At 40.7% G+C, this 25,200-nt stretch carries 19 protein-coding genes and 1 pseudogene; 10 read left to right on the top strand and 10 right to left on the bottom strand.

Going from position 1 to position 25,200, the window contains the following annotated elements:
- Window positions 1-73: 73 nt before the first annotated feature.
- The 10 genes from HDC92_RS23655 to HDC92_RS23610 all read left to right on the top strand — a co-directional run bounded on the left by HDC92_RS23655 (window position 74) and on the right by HDC92_RS23610 (window position 10,593).
- Complete coding sequence (locus tag HDC92_RS23655; protein WP_183877362.1) at window positions 74-799, top strand: hypothetical protein; 726 nt, start codon at window positions 74-76, stop codon at window positions 797-799.
- Between the two features lie 322 nt (window positions 800-1,121).
- Window positions 1,122-2,051 (top strand): outer membrane protein assembly factor BamD, encoded by a 930-nt coding sequence (locus HDC92_RS23650; protein WP_183877361.1) that lies wholly within the window; start codon window positions 1,122-1,124, stop codon window positions 2,049-2,051.
- Window positions 2,048-2,377, top strand: coding sequence for a DNA-directed RNA polymerase subunit omega (locus tag HDC92_RS23645; protein WP_012781306.1), 330 nt, complete (start codon window positions 2,048-2,050; stop codon window positions 2,375-2,377). The genes HDC92_RS23650 and HDC92_RS23645 overlap by 4 nt, the downstream gene beginning before the upstream one ends.
- A 45-nt stretch (window positions 2,378-2,422) precedes the next feature.
- The gene (coaBC, locus tag HDC92_RS23640; RefSeq protein WP_183877360.1) at window positions 2,423-3,622 is read left to right on the top strand and encodes a bifunctional phosphopantothenoylcysteine decarboxylase/phosphopantothenate--cysteine ligase CoaBC; all 1,200 of its coding nucleotides are present in this window, start codon (window positions 2,423-2,425) and stop codon (window positions 3,620-3,622) included.
- Entirely contained in the window at window positions 3,619-4,530 is a 912-nt protein-coding gene (locus tag HDC92_RS23635; RefSeq protein ID WP_183877359.1) for a DUF4835 family protein, read from the top strand. Before coaBC ends, HDC92_RS23635 begins: the two co-directional genes overlap by 4 nt.
- A gap of 90 nt (window positions 4,531-4,620) precedes the next feature.
- Entirely contained in the window at window positions 4,621-5,004 is a 384-nt protein-coding gene (locus tag HDC92_RS23630; protein ID WP_012781303.1) for a BlaI/MecI/CopY family transcriptional regulator, read from the top strand.
- Window position 5,005: 1 nt separating this feature from the next.
- Complete coding sequence (locus HDC92_RS23625) at window positions 5,006-6,802, top strand: M56 family metallopeptidase (protein WP_183877358.1); 1,797 nt, start codon at window positions 5,006-5,008, stop codon at window positions 6,800-6,802.
- A 90-nt stretch (window positions 6,803-6,892) separates the two neighbouring features.
- A complete protein-coding gene (gene recN / locus HDC92_RS23620) occupies window positions 6,893-8,554 on the top strand; it encodes a DNA repair protein RecN (RefSeq protein ID WP_183877357.1) in 1,662 nt (553 codons plus the stop codon).
- Between the two features lie 56 nt (window positions 8,555-8,610).
- Window positions 8,611-9,429 (top strand): enoyl-ACP reductase, encoded by an 819-nt coding sequence (locus HDC92_RS23615; protein WP_183877356.1) that lies wholly within the window; start codon window positions 8,611-8,613, stop codon window positions 9,427-9,429.
- A 90-nt stretch (window positions 9,430-9,519) separates the two neighbouring features.
- Window positions 9,520-10,593 (top strand): PA0069 family radical SAM protein, encoded by a 1,074-nt coding sequence (locus tag HDC92_RS23610; protein ID WP_183877355.1) that lies wholly within the window; start codon window positions 9,520-9,522, stop codon window positions 10,591-10,593.
- A 14-nt stretch (window positions 10,594-10,607) separates the two neighbouring features.
- Here the strand turns inward: HDC92_RS23610 and HDC92_RS23605 are convergent, their stop codons facing one another.
- From HDC92_RS23605 to HDC92_RS23560, 10 genes and pseudogenes are all read right to left on the bottom strand, one after another.
- Window positions 10,608-11,546: a hydroxypyruvate isomerase family protein gene (locus tag HDC92_RS23605; RefSeq protein WP_183877354.1), complete on the bottom strand. Its 939-nt coding sequence runs from the start codon at window positions 11,544-11,546 to the stop codon at window positions 10,608-10,610.
- A gap of 29 nt (window positions 11,547-11,575) precedes the next feature.
- Complete coding sequence (locus HDC92_RS23600; protein ID WP_183877353.1) at window positions 11,576-12,541, bottom strand: FAD:protein FMN transferase; 966 nt, start codon at window positions 12,539-12,541, stop codon at window positions 11,576-11,578.
- Between the two features lie 51 nt (window positions 12,542-12,592).
- On the bottom strand, window positions 12,593-13,921 hold the full coding sequence (locus tag HDC92_RS23595; protein WP_012781296.1) for a Gfo/Idh/MocA family protein: 1,329 nt from the start codon (window positions 13,919-13,921) through the stop codon (window positions 12,593-12,595).
- Window positions 13,922-13,959: 38 nt separating this feature from the next.
- A complete protein-coding gene (locus tag HDC92_RS23590; protein WP_183877352.1) occupies window positions 13,960-14,925 on the bottom strand; it encodes a formylglycine-generating enzyme family protein in 966 nt (321 codons plus the stop codon).
- 218 nt (window positions 14,926-15,143) lie between these two features.
- Window positions 15,144-17,684 (bottom strand): ATP-dependent Clp protease ATP-binding subunit, encoded by a 2,541-nt coding sequence (locus HDC92_RS23585; protein WP_183877351.1) that lies wholly within the window; start codon window positions 17,682-17,684, stop codon window positions 15,144-15,146.
- Window positions 17,685-18,068: 384 nt separating this feature from the next.
- The gene (locus tag HDC92_RS23580; RefSeq protein ID WP_183877350.1) at window positions 18,069-20,813 is read right to left on the bottom strand and encodes an MGH1-like glycoside hydrolase domain-containing protein; all 2,745 of its coding nucleotides are present in this window, start codon (window positions 20,811-20,813) and stop codon (window positions 18,069-18,071) included.
- Between the two features lie 12 nt (window positions 20,814-20,825).
- Window positions 20,826-21,548 (bottom strand): DUF1080 domain-containing protein, encoded by a 723-nt coding sequence (locus tag HDC92_RS23575; RefSeq protein ID WP_183877349.1) that lies wholly within the window; start codon window positions 21,546-21,548, stop codon window positions 20,826-20,828.
- Window positions 21,549-21,603: 55 nt separating this feature from the next.
- Window positions 21,604-22,584, bottom strand: coding sequence for an amidohydrolase family protein (locus HDC92_RS23570; protein ID WP_183877348.1), 981 nt, complete (start codon window positions 22,582-22,584; stop codon window positions 21,604-21,606).
- A 31-nt stretch (window positions 22,585-22,615) separates the two neighbouring features.
- Window positions 22,616-24,469 carry a RagB/SusD family nutrient uptake outer membrane protein gene (locus HDC92_RS23565; RefSeq protein ID WP_036675208.1) on the bottom strand — a complete coding sequence of 618 codons (1,854 nt, stop codon included), beginning with the start codon at window positions 24,467-24,469 and terminating at the stop codon, window positions 22,616-22,618.
- Between the two features lie 20 nt (window positions 24,470-24,489).
- Window positions 24,490-25,200, bottom strand: a pseudogene (locus HDC92_RS23560) (TonB-dependent receptor); the annotation flags it as partial.

Here is a 25,200-nt window from a genome sequence, read left to right as displayed (position 1 = left end):
TTAAGATGCAGTCTAAATAAAAACCGACTTTAGGTAAATTTAACTGTGTCTGACTTCTAAATTTTAATATGATATGGTGATAGCAAATTTAAAATCATGGGCCCTGCTCATGTTAATGACGATTGGTGTAAACAGTGCTTTTGCACATGCTTTCTGGCTTAAAACAAACCCTTCAGGAAAAAAAGGACAGGCACATGAAGTGCAGGTGTTTTATGCAGAACCAGCAGAAAAACCAGAACTACTGGACAGTAAGGAAATGGCCAATGTCAAAAACTTTTCTTTATGGTTGTTGATGCCCGGAAAAGAAAAGATCAAACTACAAACCACTGCAGCAACTGACCATTATAAAGCAAGTTTTACTCCTGAACAAAATGGTGAATACCGCATCATCTTGCAAAATGACGCTATGGAAGTGCTGGAATTCCCTTCCGGATCACTCAGAATTGAATTTTATGCAAGTGCAGCGGTACAGGTAGGTACCGAAAAAGCGGTCCCCGAAACAGGAAGATTTAAACTGAACGTTTCTACGACAGCTACAACAGCCTACAAGCCTGTCCTCATCACTGTTGAACATCAGGACATCGATCTTTCAAAAGTAACGATTAGTATTTTCAACCAGGCTGGCTGGAAACTGGATACAAAAGTAGATACCAATGGAAAAGCTGAATTTAAGGCGTTGGATAAGGGAACCTATTTTATTGAAGCTGTTTATAAGGACAAAAGCCCAGGCACATTGAACAATAAGGAATACAAATCTGTTTATTGTGCGGCTACCACCATATTGGATATTACGAAATAGTTTATGTTGTTTGTAACCGGAATCCATCCCGGCTTTCTTATACTTAAGATCTTTATCATTTCTTTTCGCCTTATATTTATATTGGTATTGCAAGTGTGTTGGCTTGGTGTTGAAAGGGCTTTCCTATGGTTTAACCCCTATCCAAAGCCATCGGAATCCCCACTCAAAAACCATTGAAACTGCAGCTTATACAACGTAGAACATGGGAAAATTTGAAGATGTTAAATTATGTTAACGCCTTGCCTACATCAAAGCCTTTACATAGTTTAGCATCCTGTTATTTTTAATTGACGTTATCGTATTATTACCTTATCTTTGCACAATGTTTAAAGTTAAACACGTACTACTATTAAGTTTTACCATTATAGCCCTGACCATTGCGGGCTGCAAAAGCCAGTTTGAAAAGATCAGACTGAGCAACGATGTAGCCAAAAAGTATCAGGAGGCAATGCGTTTGTATAACAAAAAAAACTATGCAAAGGCTTTGATCTTATTTGAAGACCTTTCTCAGAAATACAGAGGCCGTGCAGAAGCTGAAGAGTTAAACTACCATTATGCTTTAACCCTGTATAAATTAAAGGACTACACTACTGCAAGGTATCAGTTTAAATCATTTGCAGATACTTACCCAACCAGTAAATATGCAGAAGAATGCAGATACATGGGTGCCTATTGCTATTACCTGGATTCTCCGGCCCCAAGCCTTGATCAGGAGAACACGTATAAAGCAATAGATGCCTTGCAATTGTTCATTAACTTTTATCCTAAAAGTGAGCGTGCCGCCGATGCTGCAAAATACATAGGACTTTTGCGTGCCAAGCTTGAAGATAAAGCATATAACAATGCCCGGTTGTATTACGATTTGGGTGGTTATGATGTAAGTAATTATAAGGCTGCTGTTATAGCATTGAAAAATGCGCAGATTGATTTCCCGGATATTAAATATGCTGAAGAAATGGATTTCCTGATTATCAAATCTCAGTTCGCTTATGCAAAGAACAGTTTGGAAACACGCCAGGAAGACCGTTACAACGAAGCCATTACTTATGCAGATGAATTTGTAGAGGCACATCCGCAAAGTAAATTGCTTGAAGATGCAAAAGCTTTAAAGAAAGATAGCGAACAAGGTATAGAAAATGCAAAACATTTTTTGGCTGAACTGGCCAAAAATCAGGAAAAATACAGAGCATTAATGGCAAAAGATGCCAGATCAGACAGTACCACTACGACAATAAAAACCCCCATCAAATGATGAACACGAATAAACCCGCTGTACCGAATACTACGGTTACTAGAAATGTTAATGATTTAGATCAGAAAACAAAAAATATCTACGAGTCTTTAGTAATTATTTCAAAAAGGGCTAACCAGATTTCTAACAACATGAAAGAAGAGTTGCACGGCAAATTGGCTGAATTCGCTTCTTCTAATGATAATCTGGAAGAGATTTTCGAAAACAGGGAGCAGATTGAAATCAGTAAGCACTATGAGCGTTTGCCTAAGCCAAGCTTAATTGCTATTGACGAGTTCCTGAACGATAAGATCTATTTCAGAAATCCTGCTAAAGAGCAACAATAAAATTACGCATAGGTATTAAATTGCATCTCTGCATTCCTTAAAACCATGCTTAAAAATAAAAAGATCATTCTTGGCGTTTGCGGCAGCATTGCAGCATACAAATCAGCCATACTGGTAAGGCTGTTGGTAAAGGCTGGTGCAAACGTCAAAGTAATTTTAACGGCTGGTGCGGCCAACTTCATTACGCCACTTACCCTGGCCACCCTCTCAAAAAATCCAGTTTATACCCAGTATTTCGAAGAAGAAACAGGTGTATGGAGCAATCATGTTGAATTGGGCCTTTGGGCAGATTTTATGGTAATTGCCCCTGCAAGTGCCAATACCCTGGCCAAAATGGCTTCCGGTTTATGCGATAACCTGCTTACTGCCGTCTACTTATCAGCCAAATGTCCGGTATATGTTGCTCCGGCAATGGACCTGGATATGTGGAAACACGAAAGTACAGCAGGCAACGTCCAAAAATTACTGACTTATGGAAACCAGGTTATCCAGCCTGGCAGCGGAGAACTGGCAAGTGGCCTGTTTGGTGAAGGCCGGATGGCAGAACCTGAAGAGATTTTGGCTTTTTTAACGGATAAGGTCAGATCTTCACTACCCTTATTGGGAAAAAAGATCATGGTTACGGCGGGCCCTACTTATGAGGCCATAGACCCTGTTCGTTTTATAGGAAACCACTCTTCGGGTAAAATGGGTTTTGCTATTGCAAACAGGTTTGCAAGCCTGGGTGCAGATGTAACGCTGATTACTGGTCCTACTACCGAAAAAAGCAATTATGAGCTCAAACGGATTGATGTCGTAAGTGCTGCCGATATGCTTAGTGCCTGCAAAGCTGAATTTGGCAAGGCAGACATTACAGTAATGAGTGCTGCTGTGGCAGATTATACACCGGTAACCAGGGCTGAGCAAAAGATAAAAAAAACCAGCAATGAGTTTAACCTGGAGCTCAAAAAAACAACGGATATTCTGGCTACCCTGGGTCAATTAAAAACTGACCGGCAAATATTGGTAGGTTTTGCACTCGAAACACAAAATGAGGAAACCTATGCCAAAGAAAAACTGATAAAAAAGAACCTGGACCTCATTATACTCAATTCTTTAAATGATAAAGGTGCCGGTTTTAAAATGGATACCAATAAAATAACTATCTTTAATAAAGCCGCCGAAAAAATAGTTTTTGAAATGAAATCGAAAACCGAGGTGGCCAAAGATATTTGCAATGAAATATTAAAGCTGGTTAATGTATGAGAAAACTTTGCGCTCTTGTCTTACTCTATATTTTGTGTGCTGCGGCACTGCAAGCCCAGGAATTAAATACAAGGGTACAATTGATGGCCCCTACTGTTCCAAACATCAACAAAAGGAATTTAGAGATTTTACAAAATACCATCAGAGAGTTTTTAAACAACAATAAGTGGAGCAACGAAACTTATACCCCACCAGAACGCATAGAATGCAACTTCGTAATTACTATAACTGCCTGGGATGGAAGTTCGGCCTATAAAGCAGAAGCACAGATCCAATCGAGCAGGCCGGTTTACAACACCGCTTACAACAGCACTTTGCTGAACATTAGTGACAAAGACTTTGATTTTAATTTCAATGAGGGCCAGTCGCTGGATTTCTCCGATCAGAATTTCATCTCTAATTTAAGTTCGCTGCTGAGCTTTTATGCTTATACCATTATTGGCCTGGATAAAGATAGTTTCAGCAAACTTGGCGGCACACATTTTTACAACAAAGCACAAAATATCTTAAATGTAGCACAGGTATCAGGGAATAAGGGTTGGAAAGCCTTTGATGGACTGCGCAACAGATATTGGTTAAATGAGAACTTGCAGAACAAAAGCTTTGAGGAACTGAGGCAGTTCATTTATGATTACCACTATACTGGCTTAGACCAGATGCAGGAAGATCCTGCTAAAGCGGCTAAAAAAATTGCAGCCCTTCTATCGGGCTTAAAACTTATGGATAAACAAAAGCTGGGCTCTATTTTCCCCAATATGTACCTGGCTACCAAAGCTGATGAGCTTGTGAATGTAATTGCCGTGCTTCCCGACCCTCAGGATGTAATCAAAGCATATAATTTACTGGCAGAAGTGGATCCGGCCAACATCAATAAATATGAAGCCCTAAGGACTAAAGGAAAGCGTTAATCCTCACCTGTTTAATTTTTTTGTTAAAATATTTTGCATCTACGAATAGATTCGTATATTTGATTACGAAACCATTCGTACTATGATATTATGACAGGAACAGCAAACTTGAAACCGACAGAAAGTGAACTCGAAATTTTGCAGATCCTATGGGAAAAAGGAGATTGCACAGTAAGGGATGTACATGAAGTTTTAGAAAAAAATAAGGACGCAGGTTATACAACTACATTAAAACTGATGCAGATTATGCATGAAAAAGGTTTGGTAGCCCGGGATACTTCCGCTAAAACACACATTTACAGTGCATTGATCAATCAGCAAAAAACCCAGCAACATTTGGTGAATAAAATGATCGATAATGTTTTTAATGGTTCAGCCGCACGCATGGTAATACAGGCCCTGGGTAACCATAAGGCTAGTAAAGATGAGATCGATTCGATAAAGAAATATCTGGATGAATTAAGTAATCAATAACATGGAAACAATTGTAAACAACCTGATCAAAGCAACAGGATGGAGTATCTTTCATTCTTTATGGCAAGCTGCAATTATTTATGGAGTACTTTTACTTCTAATTGCCTTTTTTCCAAAAATGACGGCAAAACTAAAGCACAACCTGGCTTATGGTGCCATAAGTCTGATGTTTGCAGGCTTCTGCATTACTTTTTTCTCAATTTTTAAGCTTCCTGCTAATGATATGCTTATTTCTGCAGGCAATAAAGAAATTGTGCTGATGCAATATGCATCGGAGCTGTCTGATGGGATCAACCAGAAGACAGAGCAGTTTTTTCCTTATATAGTTAATGTTTACGCCATTGGCCTGTTGTGCCAGCTGCTGATCCTTGCCGCGGGCTATAGAAAGCTGCATAAGCTTAAGGAGGCGGACAAAACATCTGTTCCCGAAGCCTGGTTAAATGTTTTTAAGGAAATGCTATCCAGACTGGGGCTCCGTCAGCCTATCAGTTTCTACCTTTCTGACCAGGTAAATATACCGCTCGTAATAGGTTATTTTAAACCGATGGTATTGTTTCCCATAGCGCTTGTGGCGCAACTGGACATCAAGCAGGTGGAAGCCATATTGATCCATGAACTTTCGCATATCCGCAGAAACGATTACCTGCTCAATCTGATTAAAACTGCCATCGAGACCTTAATGTTCTTTAATCCTTTCATCTGGTTAAGCAGCAGGTTTATCAATATAGAACGTGAACATGCCTGCGACGATCTTGTACTTAAACTTACAGGAACACCATTAACTTATGCACATGCGTTGTTAAAGCTTGAAATCCTTAAAGACAAAACAACACCTGCTTTGTCAATGGCAGCAAATGGCAGCAACCAACATTTATACCAGCGCATTAAAAGAATTACAGATATGAAGACCAATTATATGAATGCCAAACAGCAGATTTTTGCCATCACTTTGACAATAGCTACCGTAATATCGCTGGCCTGGATCAGTCCTGAAAAAACCGAACCGGCCTTCCTAAAACCTCAGGTACCTGTTTTACCTGTACCTCCTGTCCCGGCTCCGCTTTCTGAAGCAAAAATTCGACATTTCAGCAATCCATTAGTAAAATTGAATGTGCTGCCTCTCTTAAGACAGGACACAACCAGAAAGAAACACAAGTTTAAAATTGTGACCATTGATGCCAGTGGCCGTAAGCAGGAATACAATTCTGTAAAGGAAATGCCCGACAGTTTAAGAAAAGAAGTGATCAAAGATACCTTTGTAAGCAAGGGCGATTTCGATTTCAATATCGATTCGGTGGTCAATAAAAGTCTGACGTTTACCATGTCTCCGGAATGGCAGTCGGGTTTCAAAAAAATGTCTGAAGACCTGCAAAAACAGTTCAGTGCTGAAGAATGGACAAAAAACAGTGAGGACATTAAAAAGAATTCAGAAAAGATGAAAAAATTCTTTGATTCGAAAGAGTGGAAAAAACAACAGCAGGATATTAAAAAAAATTCAGAAAGAATCCAGCTGTTTTTTAATTCTGCTGAATGGAAAAATCAGCAAAAACAGCTTATTGAACATAGCCGGGAAATCGCGATAAAATTAAATTCACCTGAATTTAAAAAAGAATTGGATAAGGCCAGGTTATCAGAAAAGATGCGACTGCACTTCTCGGCCCCTATTTTTAAGCAAAAATCTGAAGAGACTAAAACACTCGAAGCCTCTAAAGCATACCAGGACCTGAAAAAAAAGTTTGATGAGGATGTAGAAACTTTGAAGAAAAAAACAATTAAAGCGGATACCACATCATTTTAACCTAACCAACATACAAGACAAAAAGGCAGTAGATAATCTTCTGCCTTTTTTTGTTGTTCATCGCTAAGTTTTCATAATTTAGCAATGTATATGCTACAAAAACTTTCCATCCGCAATTATGCTTTGATTGACAGTGTTGAGCTGGAACTTGACAGTGGTTTAAATATCATTACCGGTGAAACCGGCGCAGGTAAATCAATCATGCTAGGTGCTTTATCGCTGATACTGGGGCAGCGTGCCGAGACTAAGTACTTTTTTAATCAGGATAAGAAATGCATCATTGAAGGACATTTTTTACTGGTCAGCGCTCATTTGCAGGCTTTGTTTGAAGAAAATGACCTCGATTTCCATAAAGAAAGTACTTTAAGAAGGGAGATCACTACAGATGGGAAATCGAGGGCCTTTATTAACGATACACCAGTAACCCTTACTGTAATGAAACAGGTAGGCGAACGATTGATAGACATCCATTCACAGCATGCCACACTGGAAGTTAATGATCCTGAATTCCAATTATCAGTAGTAGATACTCTTGCCGGACATCAGCCTTTACTCCAGGATTACCGCAATCAGTTTAAGCAATATAAACAGCAACAACGCCAGTTAACCGAATTGCAGAACAAAGCAGATGAAGCACGAAACAGGCAGGATTATGAGCAGTTTTTGTTCAATGAACTGGAAAATGCAGATCTTCAGACCGGTGAACAGGAAAAACTGGAGACCGAACTGCAGATGCTGAACAATTCGGAAAGTATTAAAAGAAGCCTGCTGACCAGTTATAACCTATTAAGCGAGCAGGAAACAGCCGTACTTCCAATCCTCAAAGAAGCAGTTAATCAACTGCAAAGCATTGAGAAATTTAATCCTGCATACGGAGCATTAAATGACCGTTTACGTTCTGCCCTGATCGAGATCAAAGATATTGCTGAAGAAACATCTGCACTGGAAGAAAACATAATTTTTAATCCTTTGAGGATTGAAGAGATCAATACCCGTTTAGACCTTGTTTATAGTTTACAACAAAAGCACAGGGTAAACAGCATTGAAGAATTAACTGCCATTCAGGCACAGCTTTCAGAAAACCTGGCCAATCTTTTAAGCGGTGATGAAGAGATTGAACGTATGAATAAAGCGCAGGAAAAACTCCATCGGGAACTTGAGGAGACAGCAGGTAAATTATCCCTTAACCGCAACAAATCGATTCTTCATACGGAAAGTAGCGTTAGAGAATTGCTCCAACAGGTAGGTATGCCCAATGCTAAAATAAAAATCGAACAGCAACAAAGTGCTGAATTGAATAAGGACGGAAAAGACATTATTAGTCTGTTGTTTTCGGCAAATACAGGTCAACCTCCTGCTCCTGTGGGCAAAGTAGCATCCGGAGGTGAGCTTTCGCGTTTAATGCTCGCTATTAAATCTATTATGGCCAAATACACTTCCTTACCTACTTTAATATTTGATGAGATAGATACCGGTATTTCCGGAGAAACAGCGCTTCGCGTAGGTAAAGTTATTGGAGCGCTTGAAAAAAACATGCAGGTGATCTGTATTACCCATCTTCCTCAGATTGCAGCAAAAGGCGATGCGCATTATTTTGTTTATAAAAATGAGGAAACTGAACGCACGACCACCGGGATTCGCAAATTGAATAAAACAGACCGTATACAAGTGATTGCAGAAATGTTAAGTGGCAAAACACCTGGTGCACCAGCTATAGAAAATGCCAGAGATCTGCTTGGTTATAAAAGCTAGGCTTTTGACAAAAGAAAATTTCCTTAACTTCGGCCTGTTTTAAAAAACAAAATTTTATGTATAACTTATTAAAAGGTAAACGCGGCATTATTACCGGTGCATTAGATCAGAATTCAATTGCGTGGAAGGTAGCTGAGAAAGCTCACGAAGAGGGTGCAACCTTTGTTTTGACCAATGCACCTGTTGCCATGCGCATGGGAGAAATTAATGCACTGGCAGAAAAAACAAATGCACAAATTGTTCCGGCTGACGCTACAAATGTGGACGACCTGACTAACCTGTTTATCCAATCACAAGAAATATTAGGTGGAAAAATAGACTTCGTATTGCACTCTATTGGCATGAGCGTAAACATTCGCAAAAAAATTCCTTATACAGAATCAAACTATGATTATTTTTTGAAAGGCATCGATGTTTCGGCTTTGTCTTTTCATAAAATGCTGGCAGTAGCAAAAAAATTAGATGCCATTAATGAAGGGGGCAGTGTGGTTGCCTTGAGCTATATGGCCGCACAACGTACCTATCCTTTTTATACAGATATGGCCGATATCAAAGCCATGCTGGAATCCATTGCCCGCAGCTTCGGCTACTATTATGGATTAGAGAAAAAAGTACGTATCAATACGGTTTCCCAATCACCTACAAAAACTACCGCCGGTTCGGGCATCAAAGGTTTTGGTGATTTCTATGATTATGCTGATGCCATTGCACCACTGGGCAATGCGGATGCAGCATCCTGCGCAGATTACTGTATTACCTTGTTCTCTGACCTTACTCGAATGGTTACCATGCAAAACCTTTTCCACGATGGGGGCTACTCTTCGACTGGAGTAAGTGATGTGGTGATGCAAAAAATGGGAATTGAAGAAAAATAATGATAAAATTAGACTGATATCATAAGCCTCCCTCTATCTAAAGTTTAACACAAATTTGCATATTACTAATATTATTAGCAATTTTAACTAATGATATTAGACAACGAAAAACCTGACAATTATGTTAAAGGCCGTGGGGCCCAACTCAATCCAAATAACCGTTTTGCTAAAAATGATTATGCAAAGGAGCATAGTGAAGGAATTGATGAATGGGAGGAAGAAGACCGGAAAACTACTTTCATTTTCGGAAAATCAAAATCAATTGTCAACAAGGTAGACAGCCCGGATGTTGGCATGGCCTATTCTCTTAATCCCTATCAGGGCTGCGAGCATGGCTGCACTTACTGTTATGCACGTAACGCACATGAATACTGGGGCTTTAGTGCAGGTCTGGATTTTGAACGAAAGATCGTCGTAAAAACAGATGCTCCGGCCTTATTTAAAAAATTCCTTGAACGTAAAGGCTGGGACGCCTCCGTTATTTCTTTATCTGGCAATACAGATTGCTACCAACCTGCTGAAAGAAAATTTATGATCACCAGACAATTACTGGAAATTGCATTGGAATACCGTCAACCGATTGGCATGATCACAAAAAATGCATTGATATTGAGAGATATAGACCTGCTTGCTGAAATGGCCAAACTAAACCTCTGTATGGTTTATGTATCCATCAACAGCCTGAATGAAAAATTGCGTCAGAAAATGGAACCCAGGACTACCACAGCAAAACAGCGACTCAAAATAGTAGAACAGCTGAGTGGGGCTGGTATCCCTATGGGTGTAATGGTAGCACCATTGGTACCTGGTTTAAGCGATCATGAAATCCCTGTTATTTTAAAAACAATTGCCAATTGTGGGGCTATAGCAGCAGGATACACTGTAGTAAGGCTGAATGGTGCAATAGGCGGAATATTTGAAGACTGGCTACGAAAAAACTATCCCGACCGCTTTGAAAAAGTATGGCATGCCATCCAGTCTTGTCATGGAGGAAGCGTGAATGACAGCAGGTTTGGCGACAGAATGAGGGGAGACGGAAATATTGCCAAATTGATCAAAGATAGCTTTAAACTTCATTGCCGCCTGAACCACCTCAATGAAATTAAACCAAAGCTGGATTCCAGTCTTTTCAAAGTTCCTAAAGTTCAGCTCAATTTATTTTAACATCACTGCTATGGTTACGAAAGAAAATCATCACATTCCCTATAGGCCTGTATCACCCGCAGCTCTCCATCCTTACCGGGTTTGGAATTGCCGTGTTCCATACCCATAACACCTTTGTAACCTTTTTCATAAATGTGTTTAAACAGGTTCTTATAATTGATCTCTCCTGTTGTAGGTTCTTTTCTGCCTGGATTATCACCTATCTGTATATAGGCAATCTCCTCCCAGCAACGGTCCATATTCACCATCAGCTGTCCTTCCATTTTCTGCATGTGATAAATGTCGTATAGAATTTTACAGGACGGACTTTTAACAGCTTTACAAACCGCATAAGTTTCATGTGTTTGTTGCAAAAATAATTCCGGTGTATCACTTAGCGTTTCCAACACCATGATCAGGCCATGAGGTTCAAATAGCTCAGCCCCTGCCCGCATCGCATCTACCACATTTGCAAACTGGTTGCCATAAGGCAGCTTTCGTTCATAAAAGCCCGGTACTACGGTTAACCATTTCGCATTACATCTTTTAGCAGCTTCAATAGAAAGCTTGCAGGTCTCTATGAATTTGTCTTTAAATTCTTTTTTTCCAGTGGTTAGTGATATTTTCCAGTTGTCACCACCATCTACCACAAATACACCCATTCTCATGCCCAGCTTGGCCAGTAACTCACCTATTTTTGTTTGTTCTTCAATAGTTCTTTTCAAATAACCATTGTCTTCTATAGAACGGAAACCCTGGTCGTGCATAAACCTGATCTGATCCAGAAAGTTGTCTCCGGCATGCTGCTTAAACATCCCCTGATGTGGCGCATAATCCAGGTTAAAAATTTTACCAGCAGACCATCTGCTGCTATGCACAGCAGTCTTATCCGCTGCGATTGCTGGTATAGCAGAACCTGCAACAATTGCTCCTGCTGCCGCCAAACTGTTTTTTATAAAATCTATTCTGTTCATATTTTGGTTGTTTGGTATATAATTAAAGTTTAGTCTACCAGCATTTTCCTGAAACCACTGGTCAGTGTGTCGGCCACACTACCATCTTTCTTGTGATAAATAATGTAAGCTTCCATTCCCTTCCTTGCTTTGACAAAATCCAGGGCTTCTTTAACGCCCATTGCCATAATCGGACTATCATAACCATCGGCAGTAATGGCGTCCTTTGCATAAATCGTTACGCTGATCAATGCATTGTCTAAAGGATAGCCCGTTTTAGGATCAATAAGGTGTGCAATTTTTTTTGCCCCGTTTAGCAGGTATTTTCTATAATTTCCTGCAGTTGTTATTGCGCCATTATTAATACGGACGACATGTTTGATCACAGGTTCAGCATCCGCAGTCATTGCGGGGCCTTCAATACCAATACGTAGCGAGCTTCCGTCAGGCTTAGGTCCTTTCATTCTAAGTTCTCCTCCTATTTCCACAACAAAGGACTTTATTTTTTTTTGTTGCAGATAATTGGCAATAACATCTACACTATAGCCCTGTGCAATCCCGTTCAGGTCCAGTTTTATACAAGGCCTGCTTTTTTTAAGATAATCTCCTTTTAAACTCAGGTTATTCATACCCACACAAGCTAACAGCATTTTAACTTCCGCACTATCAGGGAATTTAATGATGGGCTTGGCACCAAATCCCCAGGCCTGTACCAACGGCTCAACGGTGGCATCAAATTTCCCCCGTGTTTCTTTGTAAACGGCAAATGACTTGCGCATTACCTTCACAAGGTGCTGGTCCAGATGCAAACCCTTATCAGCTGCATTAAACCTGCATATTAAAGAATAAGGTTTATAAAGTGACATAGAGGAATCTATAGCATTCAAAATACGGTCAATATCCGCTTTCGTAACAATGCTGTCTGCGGCAAAATATTTAACCGTATAGTCAGTTCCCTGGGCATAACCTTTAATGGTATACTCCCGCAAATCAGCATATCCAGAAAAGAAATTCATCAGCGAGAGCAAAAACAAGCTGATATATTTACCTATTACCAACACAACAGCTTAAATCACCCTGGTTTGTCCAGGAGTAGGGATAGGGTACAAACCATTTGCATCGGGCATTAATTTAGGGTTCGCATCCCAGCTCAATTGGGCAGGGAACAAACTATTGTCTGCCTTCAGGGCATCATCCCATTTAATTACACGGCCAGAGTAAGTTGCGTACCGGCCAATAATAGCAGTAAGGCAACTTTTTGCGCCACGTTCTGCATCAGCAAACTTGTATTCACCTTTAGCTATTGCGGCAAACAATTCGTCATGTTCAGTCTGATAGGGATTCGGATTATCCTTTGTAGGGTGGTTATATATTTCCTTACCCTTATGGTCCCACAATACAGCCTTATTGCCACCAGCGGCTAAATAAGAACGCCCTTTTGTACCTTGAAAAGTTTCATCAACACGGTTAGAAGTACCCTCAAAATGACGACACTGGCTATAGATCACAGCACCATCTGCGTAAGTTAACTCTACTGCATGATTGTCATAGATCTCGCCATAATCTTTTCCGGTTCTCCAGGCCCTGCTCCCTGTGCCTTGAATAGAAACCGGATACGCATTTTTCGCCCAGTTTGCCACGTCAATATTGTGTACATGCTGTTCCACAATATGGTCTCCGCAAAGCCAGTTAAAATAATACCAGTTACGCATTTGGTATTCCATTTCTGTCTGGCCCGGTTTACGTGGTTTAACCCAAACACCACCACTGTTCCAGTACACCTGCCCCCCGGTAATATCGCCAATTGCCCCGTCCTGAATCCGTTTAAGCGCCTCTCTGTAATTGGCCTGATACCTGCGCTGCAAGCCCACCACAACATTTAGTTTCTTTTGCTTCGCAAGTTCAGCAATTTCCAGTACCTTACGGATTCCCGGGGAATCTACCGCCACAGGTTTTTCCATAAAGACATGTTTATTTTTGTTGATGGCTTCTTCAAAATGCATAGGCCTGAAGCCCGGAGGCGTTGCCAGCAGTACAACATCTGCTAATGCAATCGCTTTTTGATAGGCATCAAATCCAACAAACCTGCGTTCCTGAGGTACATCAACTTTAGCTGCAAATTTTGCAGATAGTGTCTGGTAAGTTTCATCAAGCCTGTCCTGAAAAGCGTCAGCCATGGCTACCAGCTTAATATTTTGTTTAGTGCTTAATGCCTGCGTGGCGGCACCTGCACCGCGCCCACCGCAACCAATAAGTGCAATTTTAATGGTATCATCTACTGATGAATGCGCTCCGCCACCAGCAAAGGCAACTCCATTTAGCATTACGCCTCCGGCAACAAGTGCTGAGGTTTTTAAAAATTCACGACGCTGGTCACGCAATCCTTCCTTGTTCATTTGATTTAGGTTTATTTGGTTCTTTTTTGTGTTTTTCTTTAATAATCTTTTAGTGGGGCAGCATTGTAATATGCATCTATTTCCTCTTTAGCAGGTATATTTAGCGGCCTCACCAAACGCATACCTATAAAAGGTGCTTCAGGAAACCACCAGTTGCTTTTAGGTATCTGCGGATCCAGCTGCTTCCAAACAGGATCAGAAGGTAATCTTGTTGCCGAACGGCAATCCTTAGCAAGATCCTCGTAAGAGCCACCTCTGATTACGTGCGCATACAATTTATCCGGTACAGCTACAGGGTTATTTACTTTATCACCTTTCACCTTAGCATAAAAATCGGGAATGTACTGATCATAAGTCCATTCAGCAACATTTCCATACATATCATGTAAACCCCAGGCATTTGGTTTTTTCAGACCAACTTTATGTGTTTTACCTTCAGAATTGTCCTTGTACCAGGCATATTCACCGAGCATAGCAGCTCCATCCCCAAACGCATATTCTGTAATACTACCAGCACGGCAGGCATATTCCCATTCGGCTTCTGTTGGCAATCGGTAAAATACTCCTGTTCTTGCATAAAGCCATTTGCAAAACTGTATGGCATTATAATGGGTCATTGCCAAAGCAGGTTGCCCCTCTTTACCCATACCAAAAGTCATATCTAAATAAGGTTTTGTAGGCCTGGTAACTGCATCTACATTTGCAGGTATAGCGCCTGTGCTATGGTTAGCTTCATAATCTTTATATAAAAAGGGTTCAAAAATATCCCAGGTAACCTCAAAGGTACTCATCCAAAAGGGCGCAAGCTTAACAGGATGTACCGGCTGTTCATCTGCCTTGCCCTTTTTGCTCCCCATTAAGAATTCTCCGGCAGGAATGGCTTTCATTTCAAAGCTCAGCTTAGTTCCGTTGATTTGCTGCGTATAAGCTTCATGTTTTTCCTGGGCCGGCACCTGAAAGGCCAGAAAAACAAAGAATAGCACTCCCAATAATTTAGATTCCATTTTTAAGTATTGATGCAATTGATATTGTAAACTAACCTATTTTCTATCTAAAATAGAGGCATTTATGTTAAAACCAAAATCTATAGCCATATAATTTCCTAAAATGTGTAAAAATCACACTAAGTGTAAAGATCGCATCATATACTGCCAAAATCGTATCATAAAAAAACCCCGGCTGGCTTTTCGCCAACTGGGGTTTTATGCATTGTTCCGGGATATTATTCTACACTTCCCTCTTCTTTTTTCTTTTTCTTACCCGGACTTCTATTCTCTACAACTATTTCATTACTTTCTTTGTTGTAATCGATTTCGAGAATATCTCCATCATGGATCTCTCCTTTAAGGATCTCTTCAGCGATCGGATCTTCCAGATATTTCTGGATCGCACGTTTAAGCGGCCTTGCACCAAAATTAGAATCAAACCCTTTATCGGCAATAAATTCTTTTGCTTTCTCAGTAAGCTTAACCTCGTAACCTAAATTATGTACACGGCCAAATAACGATTTTAACTCAATGTCTATGATTTTGAAGATCTCTTCTTTACCCAGTGAATTAAATACCACTACATCATCTACACGGTTCAGGAACTCAGGGGCAAAAGCGCGTTTCAACGCATTTTCAATTACTCCTCTCGAATGTGCATCAGCCTGGTTGCTTTTTGCAGCGGTAGAAAAACCTACTCCCTGCCCAAAATCTTTCAGCTGACGGGCTCCGATATTAGAGGTCATAATAATGATGGTATTTCTGAAGTCAACCTTACGACCAAGACTATCCGTAAGCTGTCCCTCATCCAATACCTGCAACAGGATATTAAATACATCCGGGTGTGCTTTCTCAATCTCATCCAGCAAAATTACCGCATACGGTTTTCTGCGTACTTTTTCAGTCAGCTGTCCGCCTTCCTCATACCCCACGTATCCCGGAGGCGCACCTACTAAACGCGATACAGCAAATTTCTCCATGTACTCACTCATGTCAATCTGGATCAGTGAATCATCACTGTCAAACATGAAACGTGCAAGTTCCTTTGCAAGCTCAGTCTTACCAACACCGGTAGGCCCAAGAAATATAAACGAACCGATCGGTTTTTTAGGGTCCTTTAATCCCGCTCTGGTACGCTGAATAGCTTTTGTCAATTTTTTAATTGCGTCATCCTGTCCAATGATCTTGGTCGCAACAGTATCGTACATATTTAACAGCTTTACACTATCAGTTTGTCCAACACGTTGTAATGGAATGCCGGTCATCATTGAAACCACCTCTGCAACATTATCTTCTGTAACTGTATAACGTTTCGTTTTAGTTTCAGCCTCCCATTCTGCCTTTGCACGATCAAGCTCTTCCAACAGATTTTTTTCAGTATCTCTTAATTTGGCGGCTTCTTCATATTTCTGGCTTTTTACAACCTTATTTTTTTCAACCTTGATCTCTTCAATCTTATTCTCAATCGCAATGATGTTATCAGGAACATGGATGTTTGTTAAATGCACCCTTGATCCAGCCTCGTCCAAAGCATCAATTGCCTTATCCGGCAAAAACCTGTCGGTAATGTACCTTGAAGTAAGCGCCACACAGGCAGCAATCGCCTCATTTGTATAGGTCACACCGTGGTGATCTTCATATTTTTCTTTGATACGGTTCAGAATTTCTATGGTTTCATCAGGTGAAGCCGGCTCGATCATTACCTTTTGGAAACGACGGTCCAAAGCCCCATCCTTTTCTATATACTGACGGTATTCATCCAGCGTAGTTGCCCCAATGCATTGAATTTCGCCCCTGGCCAAAGCTGGTTTGAACATATTTGATGCATCTAACGAACCTGAAGCACCACCTGCGCCTACAATTGTATGGATCTCATCAATAAACAGGATCACATCGGTAGATTTTTCCAGCTCATTCATCACCGCTTTCATACGCTCTTCAAACTGTCCGCGGTATTTTGTGCCGGCAACTAATGAAGCCAGATCTAATGTTACCACACGTTTATTGAACAGTACCCTGGAAACTTTACGTTGAACAATACGAAGGGCCAGTCCTTCTGCAATAGCAGATTTACCTACACCAGGTTCACCAATCAGGATCGGATTGTTCTTTTTACGTCGTGATAATATCTGCGACACGCGTTCAATTTCTTTCTCACGGCCAACAATAGGATCCAAACGGCCCTCTTCCGCTGCCTTGGTCAGGTCTCTTCCAAAATTATCCAGAACCGGGGTTTTAGATTTAATGTCTGACACCTTTTTAGGACTGCTGAATGATTCTTCTTCGCGGTAGTCATCATCTCCACCTGTTGATGCACTGTTCTGCGTTTCGTCTCTAAAACCGTTCTTGTTCACTTCAACCTCCTGTTTAAATATCTCGTAATTGATGTTAAACTGTAATAAAATCTGTGAGGCAATGTTATCATCATCGCGAAGAATAGAAAGCAACAGGTGCTCTGTACCTATCAAATCGCTTTTGAAGATCTTTGCTTCCAGATAAGTGATCTTTAAAACTTTTTCTGCTTGTTTGGTTAAGGGGATGTTTCCCAGGTTAACCGTTACACTCGACGTACCCCTAACCGAATCCTCAATCGAGCGACGAAGTTTTGAAGTATCAACACCTAGTGATTTTAATATCTTAATGGCCATACCATCGCCTTCGCGAATAAGGCCTAACAAAAGATGTTCTGCGCCTATGTAATCGTGACCTAATCTCAGGGCTTCTTCCCTGCTAAAAGATATCACGTCTTTTACTTGTGGAGAAAATTTAGCTTCCATATATACCTTTCTAAATCGGGAATGCTCTAAACTATAAAATTTGTTTTATAAATGAGCACCCGCTTTTTTATTATTTTATCAACAATTACGCCACAGCAGTGGAAATAGATGTTACAACTGCCATTATTTCAGAAAACTTACCGTCTTCTGACGTTATTTGCGGCAATGTATTTAAAACAAAACGATTTAAAAACCTTTAGGAATCATTTTAAAATAGCCTGGAATGATTTAAAATCTGAATTGTCCCCAAATTGTAATCATTATGTCCCCTTTTTCCTCTCTGTCAAAAGTGGCGTTTAAACATCGCAGCCCTAGCAAAATGGCAGAAAACTTCTCCAATCTTCGTTAGCTTATATATAAAGCTACTAAATAAAAAATACTATTCTATTCTTTTGAGGGTATTATACTCAGCGCGGCATCTTTATTGGAAGCTGGCAAGGTAATCTGAAGCAGACCGGGATAAGGTGATTCGGCCTTGATAATTTTACCGTTTAACGTAACCTGATACTGGAAAGCAGGGTTCATACAGACAAGCAAACTCCTTTGACGGGCCAAAGTAGTCTGATCTAAAGAAAGGTTGGCCTTGTATTCAGATTGAGCAGGATTAAATGTTTGGTCTTTTATCCAGATTTCAAATCCTGCAGTAACTGTACCGGGCTTAAAATAAGCTGAGAACCAGGAGAGCACAGGGGCCGATAATCCACCAAACTGATGCCATCCGGCGCCCCTTCCTGTTTTTGCAGAGAAATATTCAAAAGTAGCATAAGAATTATCCACTTCGTTTTTAAAAATGTCCAGTGCCTTTTGCGCTATTCTTCTGGCCAGATCAGGTCGTCCCAGATCAAGCATCGCCTTCCACACAAACCATTGGTGGGGCATCCAAACGGAACCGTTCCAATAGCCTACGGGTTTAAAATAAGGGGCCGACTGGTCAACCACGCAAATACCGGAAGGTGTCCACATGTGCTGTGGTGAGAAAATTTTTTCTATCAGCTTTTCTTCCTGTTCCGGTGTACAAATACCGGCAAGCAATGGATAAGCACCATCCAATCCCATATTGTGGTCTTTACCACTCAGTGGATCTTTAAAATGGCCAGTTGCATTACCTTGCTCATCATGCACTACATAGCTAAAATAACCGGCCGTATCGTTCCAGGAATACTTCTGCAAGGCATCACTAAACAATTTAATGTCCTTATCATACTCCGCAATGTCACTTTCTTTCTTTAAAGCCTGCGCAACCAGCCGCAGCATTTTAGCAATACGGATGCTATAGGAATTATTGGCCACTGCAGCAACAGTCTTGGTAGCTTTTTGCTCATGCACCGTTACCTGCGGGGGATAATCGTCCCAGCCGCCAGAATTGTAAAAATAGTCCCAGGAGGTCAGCATGTTCGATTTCAGCCGCCTTGTATTGGAACTCCCGTAGCGGCCTGCCATAAACGCATAATACTTTTTCAGGCGCGGATAAAAATAAGCCAGCGCTTCCTTTGACTGAGTCTTGTTCCAGAGATCAAAAAATGCATAAACTTGTACAGGGTATGGGGTACCGTGCTGAATGAAAGCATTCTGATTCCCTTCCGGTGTAGTATAAACGTTTATACATTCAGCGGCCAGTTCAGTACTGATCTCATTTAAACCTATTGCAATAAAACCTGAATCCCAGGTATACAAAGAATTGTACCATTTTCCCGGTGTAAAATGCCTGATGTAACTATTAGCGGTATAAACCGGGTACATGATATTGGTTAGTAGGGTAGCCTTTATTATCTTCTGGCTAAATTCATATTTTTTTCCTTCCGGAAGTACTTCTGCAACAACCGGCTTCTCGTCGCCCTGCAATACCTTGTTCTTTATCTCATTTAAATTACCCAGGCGTTTTTTAACATATTCATACTTCCCTGTACATACCAATGCATAAACAGTTTTCTCCTCGTGGGCATCCAGCTCTACCGGCCTGATGTAAACATTGGCAAAATTTCCTTTATCGTTCCCGATAAATGTTTTGGTCGTATGGTTGTTTACATGCCTTTTAAAGTAATAATCCAGTTCATCATTTCTAAATTCACGTACAATACCATGGGCATCATCCCAGCTTATCCCATAATAGCCGGCAATTTCCTGGTACTTAAGTATCACATTTTTAGCATCAATATTCTCCGTTATTGCTGGTTTGAATTTCTTTTCCAGTGCAATAATTTCCGCTGATGCTTCTTTTTCAGGAATGATGGAAAAACCGTTAAATTCAACAGCACTGCCACCTTCAGCTTCAAATGACAATAACTGTGCACCCGCTTTGGCAGCATGATATGGAATGTTGATCTGCTCAAATTTCCCGGTACCCTTTAACCTTAGCGCTTCAGTCGTTAAACCACCGGTATAAAAAGTCTGGCTGCTGCCACTCTTCATTCTGTAAAGCACACTTATCCGACCTTTTAGCTGATCTTTTTTTAAGGCTATGCTATAGGTTACTTTATTGCCTTTTGTAATTCCAAATATAGGCCCAATCGCCCTTCCATCAATATATTCAGCAGCTCTGGCCTCTCCGGCAATCCAGCCATCTTGTACCAGGTTATCTCTAAGCCCTTTCTTAGCAAAATCCAGAGATTGGTAGCCGACTGCATTTTTCCATATCGAACTGCCACTTAAGCGCATCGTGTTTACAGGATAATTTTCGGGATAATCCAGATAAGACATCAGGTTTACGTCCATATATTGTGGCAATGCTGTATTGTTTACGCAACGTATTGCAACCAAAACCGTAGCAGAATCTATCACACGATAAGTTACATCCGAATAGGCCTCATCCTTCCAAAGCAGCTCGTGCCTAAACGTATATTTAGTTAAGTCGTTATTAGATTCCCAGGGAAAATAATCCGATTGCAGCAATACATGCGGTACAGATGGCTTATAACGGTACAGCCCTGGAAATACAGAAAAATCAAAGCGTATACCAGATTTAAACTCAGGGATATGCGATATCCCGGCATATCTTTTCGAATATGGGCCCCAGGGAGAAAGCAGCATATCATGTGTGTCATTTAACCGATCAAATTTTCCGGATTTCTTTTTTTGCGCAATAAGTATTGCAGGGATCAAAAGGATCCCAACAACCAGACTAATTCTCATAAATACTTAATGTTATTTTATTTCCCTGATCTTTATATTTTTAAAATAGGCCTTGTTCCCATGATCCTGAAAACCAACAGATCCGGCTTTAGCAATTCCGTAATCAGGATAATCCTTCCACTTTCCTTCTTTCTTTTGTTTATTCCATTCTTCAGTCCAGGCATTAAACTCAACAATCTTCTTTCCGTTTAGCCAATGCTCTACATGGCCCTTATTAAAGATGATTTTGCTTGTATTCCAGGTTCCCGTCGGTTGTAACTTCTTTTTGTCGTTAGGTACATTCATTGCATAATCTGCACCTGTTTTTTGCCATTCTTCCAGTTTTGCAGGAAACCCGGCATCATCAATGATCTGATATTCCGGTGCGGTTTCAGAAGCTCTATGGTATTTTGGCCCTTCTAAAATATGGTAAAAAACACCACTGTTACTCCCTTTATCTACCTTCCATTCCCAGCTCAGTTCAAAGTTTTCAAATTTAAGGTCCGACACAATATCACCAGCACCACTTGGGCCTTTAAACCCATGACACACCATTGCGCCATTTTCAACTGTCCAGTTTTCAATTTGTCCGGTTTTATTAAAAATATGCCAACCTTTTAAACTTTGCCCATCAAACAAACTTATCCAACTGGTTTTTGCTTGTACCGATTTCTTAATTGGTGGTTTAGGTGTTCCATACACAATAGTTCCTGTTATGTTTAAAACAATTACAAGGAAGCTGATTTTATTTGCCATGATTATAAATTTCGTTAACGTACACGAATATATAAAATAAACGATTAACCAGCGTTTACAATCGCAATAATTTTTTAGCATTGCTAAATAGTATTTTCCTTTCTATCTCCTTTGTTGCTGAAAACCTCCGGATAGCAGCAATGGCCTGGGCGCCTGTACATCCTTCTCCACTACCAAATATATCCGAACAATCACTGCCATAGAGCAGCTTGTCCTGATGCCTTTCTAAAAATCCACGTGCATGGTCTTCATCCCGCGTCATTGCATACAGACCAGAGAAACCGGAAAGATCACCGTATACATTTGAATAATTTCTCAATAACTGATCAGTTAGCCCTCCTGCAACTACTTTACCTTTTGGATAAAGGATATTTTCGTCTTTATGTTCTTTTCCAATATTTGCCCACCAAGTTTGTGAGTGTGCAAGAAAATTTACCTTAGGATATTTTTCCAGCATTTTGTAGAAGCGTTCAAATCCTCTGTTAAACATATTGTATTGCCAGTGCATCAGCACAGGAACATCGTAAGCCTGGGCAACCTGATAAATCTTTTGCATTCCCGGTGAATCACATTCAACCCCAAATTTCAATTCACCGATCACCGGAGCGCCTAATTTCAGATATTTCTCAATTTCCTGAATAGCACCAGGGAAATCCGGTACCTCATTTGCCCCAAACCTGTATTCTTTTGGATATTGCTGCGCCAGTTTATAGCAAACTTCATTTCCGGTAGCTTTTACCTGCAGACCGTTGGCAACCCCGTAATAGGTAGAACCATAATTTAAAGGTCTCCCCGCAGGCAAAAGTACAGTTGTAGTTATGCCCATCTTTCTTTGATGTGCAATTAACTGCTCCTGAGTACGCCCGCTGAAATCAGTATGCTGATGGATGTCAATGATGGGTTCAGGGTCATCCAGTAATCCTGCACCATTAACCTTTAAAACCGAGCCTGCAAAAAGCAAGCCCGATCCTATTAAAAAATTGCGGCGTGAAAAAGAAGTAAGACCTTTCTCACAAGTAGATTTATTATTTTTCATTTAAAATAATCATATTATAGTAATTGGACTATTACCAGCCCGAATTCTGAACCATCTTAGGATTCGCCAATACTTCGGATTCGGGTATTGGCATACGATACATCTTAGGATTCCAAAAGCGGGTCTCTATAGTATTAATGTCGTATCTCACCGTAGTGGGTGACGTCCAAACCGGTATCTGCACTTTAATAACTGTCTCCGGAGTAAGTTTCCAACGACGAAAATCCCAGAACCAATGTTCTTCATAACAAAATTCAACACGACGCTCGTGCTGTAACTTTGTTCTGAAAGAAACTTTATCTGTACCTCCTACAATAGGAGGCATACCGCCAGTATACCCCATATATTCTACTTTAGATGTAGCTGTATTTGCTGGATATTGTGCTCTTACACGCACTTCATTCAACGCAGCTCTAGCTGTTTTTGTAGCCCCAGCAATAGGTGGAACAACGTCCGGCCCGTATGCTTCATTCACAGCTTCTGCATAGTTCAACAAAACCTCAGCATATCTAAGGTATGGATAATTCTGATTTGTTTTACCATTTGCGCTTGGATTACGCGCGTCAGTGGTAATATTAAGCGTAAGGTCGCAGAATTTCACGCTATACACAAAGCTATCGTATGGACTTTCCAGCGTATTATGAGCTGGAGATTTAGCAACCCCTGGGGCTACACGACCAAATTCAGCTACCCGGTCCGTATTCGCTAATCTTAACTTAGCCCCATTGTATATATTGTCACGATAAAATCTCGGATCCCGTCTTTTAAACGGATCCTGATCATTATAGCCGGATAATGATGGCGGATCGTCAACAGTATATGCAACACCTCCATTGAGTATTTCATATTGTTTGACCATATTATATGTTACCTGGTTATTTCCACCAATAACATAGGGTGTGCTATTTACAAACAATTTAAACGGAACATGAGTGGCCGTAAAATAGGCCATGGGTTCTTGCATACGGGCAAAAATAATCTCATTATTGGTACGTGTAGTAAACAATGTTGAAATATCCGGATGAAGGCTATATCTATTCAAAGCTATTACATCTTGTGCAGCTTGCGCAGCAAGCTGCCACTTATTTTCATCGTATTTACCGTTTTCATTTGATGCAACAGGGTTTGCCGGATCGTTCCACAAAGGGCTGGCAGCATATAATAACATACGTGCCTTTAAAGCCAGCGCAGCGCCTTTAGTTACTCTGCCTAAGTCAGGATCAGGAGTAGGATCCACAAGTGGTTGTACAGGGAGATCAACTGCAGCCTCATCACAGAGTTTAACAATAAATGCAATCGTTTCATCAAAGGTGCTCCTTGCAACCTCCAGATTCTCTGAAGCATCTATCACCCTTGTGATAATGGGCATCCCACCAAACTGTTTGGCAAGTTCTGCATAAAAAAAGGCCATTATCCATTTAACTTCCGCTTTGCGGATTTTCCGTGTAGCCGCCGTAAACGGAATTGTCGAATCATCTGGGATGTTGTCAACATTTTCCAGATACATATTGCATGCACGGATACCTGCGTAATACTCTCTCCAGTCAGACTGCCAGAACATACCTGTACTACCGGGTGTAAATGAACCTGAATTAAAATCGCGAACATTCAGGCCGCCGGCAGGGTTGTTGGAAGTACCATTTTCTGTCCCGGTTTCCAAAAGTAATTGATTTCTCCAGCGTGATCCTGCATTATCGGTCCGCATTAATACAGGCAATATCTGGCGGTAAATATCCATTAAAAATGCTTCAGAATTCCGGGCATTGCCAAAAACAATTTCTTTGTTTAATCCTGTGCTGCCCGCCGGGTCCAGGAAATCTTCTGCATCTTTGCAGGCTGTACAAAAAGCAATCAGGATGCTTATGATTAAATATATCTTTTTCATATAATTTCTACTAATTATTACTAAAAAGTAACGTTAAGCCCAAAGGCATAAAATTTATTTTGAGGCGACCATGCTCCGGATCCAAGTCCATTGGCCTCACCCTGACCAGCAACCATCTGACCCGGTATATTGTTTCCAAGATATTCAGGATCGATGTGATATCTCTTTAAATGAGAGAAGGTCAGCAGATTTGAACCACTTACAAACACTCTCAGGTCTGCTATATGAAGCTTTGTGATTAGGGTTTTAGGAAAAGTATACCCAAATTCAGCTGCTTTCAAACGTAAATACTCGCCATTCAGCACATGAAAGGTAGAAAGCTCCCTGGTTTGCGGTGCGCCTCCGAGCATCAATAGGGGATATTTTGCCGTTGCCCGCGTATCCAATCCGCGGGAAGGATCATATACCCAACGATCTTCTTTATGGAACTCCTGAACATTGTATCCATAACCAGCATATTCAAGCCGCATCCCGGCAGTAGGGTTAATGACCACGTTGGATGCACCTTGCCAGAACGTATTCAAATAAAAATTCTTGTAATCCATATTCAGGTTAATGCCAAATATCTTCTCCGGAATCTGACCATAACCAGTATATGCCTTATCATCTGAGTCAATTTTACCATCGCCATTCAGGTCTTTAAACATCAGTTCGCCGGCCCAAACTTTTGCAACCGGTTTGGGAACAGCATTATTGGTCAAATCCTCTTCACTGTAAAATTTACCCGTCCA

It is taken from the genome of Pedobacter sp. AK017 (assembly GCF_014200825.1).
Taxonomy (GTDB): domain Bacteria; phylum Bacteroidota; class Bacteroidia; order Sphingobacteriales; family Sphingobacteriaceae; genus Pedobacter; species Pedobacter heparinus.
The sequence above is the reverse complement of the archived record's forward strand: the minus strand, read 5'-3'. Positions and strand labels throughout refer to the sequence as shown.

What these genes read in the sequence shown, in the direction of transcription:
- HDC92_RS23655 (WP_183877362.1), top strand. Translation starts at nt 74, where the DNA reads ATGGTGATAGCAAATTTAAAATCATGGGCCCTGCTCATGTTAATGACG.
- HDC92_RS23650 (WP_183877361.1), top strand. Translation starts at nt 1,122, where the DNA reads ATGTTTAAAGTTAAACACGTACTACTATTAAGTTTTACCATTATAGCC.
- HDC92_RS23645 (WP_012781306.1), top strand. Translation starts at nt 2,048, where the DNA reads ATGATGAACACGAATAAACCCGCTGTACCGAATACTACGGTTACTAGA.
- coaBC (WP_183877360.1), top strand. Translation starts at nt 2,423, where the DNA reads ATGCTTAAAAATAAAAAGATCATTCTTGGCGTTTGCGGCAGCATTGCA.
- HDC92_RS23635 (WP_183877359.1), top strand. Translation starts at nt 3,619, where the DNA reads ATGAGAAAACTTTGCGCTCTTGTCTTACTCTATATTTTGTGTGCTGCG.
- HDC92_RS23630 (WP_012781303.1), top strand. Translation starts at nt 4,621, where the DNA reads ATGACAGGAACAGCAAACTTGAAACCGACAGAAAGTGAACTCGAAATT.
- HDC92_RS23625 (WP_183877358.1), top strand. Translation starts at nt 5,006, where the DNA reads ATGGAAACAATTGTAAACAACCTGATCAAAGCAACAGGATGGAGTATC.
- recN (WP_183877357.1), top strand. Translation starts at nt 6,893, where the DNA reads ATGCTACAAAAACTTTCCATCCGCAATTATGCTTTGATTGACAGTGTT.
- HDC92_RS23615 (WP_183877356.1), top strand. Translation starts at nt 8,611, where the DNA reads ATGTATAACTTATTAAAAGGTAAACGCGGCATTATTACCGGTGCATTA.
- HDC92_RS23610 (WP_183877355.1), top strand. Translation starts at nt 9,520, where the DNA reads ATGATATTAGACAACGAAAAACCTGACAATTATGTTAAAGGCCGTGGG.
- HDC92_RS23605 (WP_183877354.1), bottom strand. Translation starts at nt 11,546, where the DNA reads ATGAACAGAATAGATTTTATAAAAAACAGTTTGGCGGCAGCAGGAGCA.
- HDC92_RS23600 (WP_183877353.1), bottom strand. Translation starts at nt 12,541, where the DNA reads ATGAATTTCTTTTCTGGATATGCTGATTTGCGGGAGTATACCATTAAA.
- HDC92_RS23595 (WP_012781296.1), bottom strand. Translation starts at nt 13,921, where the DNA reads ATGAACAAGGAAGGATTGCGTGACCAGCGTCGTGAATTTTTAAAAACC.
- HDC92_RS23590 (WP_183877352.1), bottom strand. Translation starts at nt 14,925, where the DNA reads ATGGAATCTAAATTATTGGGAGTGCTATTCTTTGTTTTTCTGGCCTTT.
- HDC92_RS23585 (WP_183877351.1), bottom strand. Translation starts at nt 17,684, where the DNA reads ATGGAAGCTAAATTTTCTCCACAAGTAAAAGACGTGATATCTTTTAGC.
- HDC92_RS23580 (WP_183877350.1), bottom strand. Translation starts at nt 20,813, where the DNA reads ATGAGAATTAGTCTGGTTGTTGGGATCCTTTTGATCCCTGCAATACTT.
- HDC92_RS23575 (WP_183877349.1), bottom strand. Translation starts at nt 21,548, where the DNA reads ATGGCAAATAAAATCAGCTTCCTTGTAATTGTTTTAAACATAACAGGA.
- HDC92_RS23570 (WP_183877348.1), bottom strand. Translation starts at nt 22,584, where the DNA reads ATGAAAAATAATAAATCTACTTGTGAGAAAGGTCTTACTTCTTTTTCA.
- HDC92_RS23565 (WP_036675208.1), bottom strand. Translation starts at nt 24,469, where the DNA reads ATGAAAAAGATATATTTAATCATAAGCATCCTGATTGCTTTTTGTACA.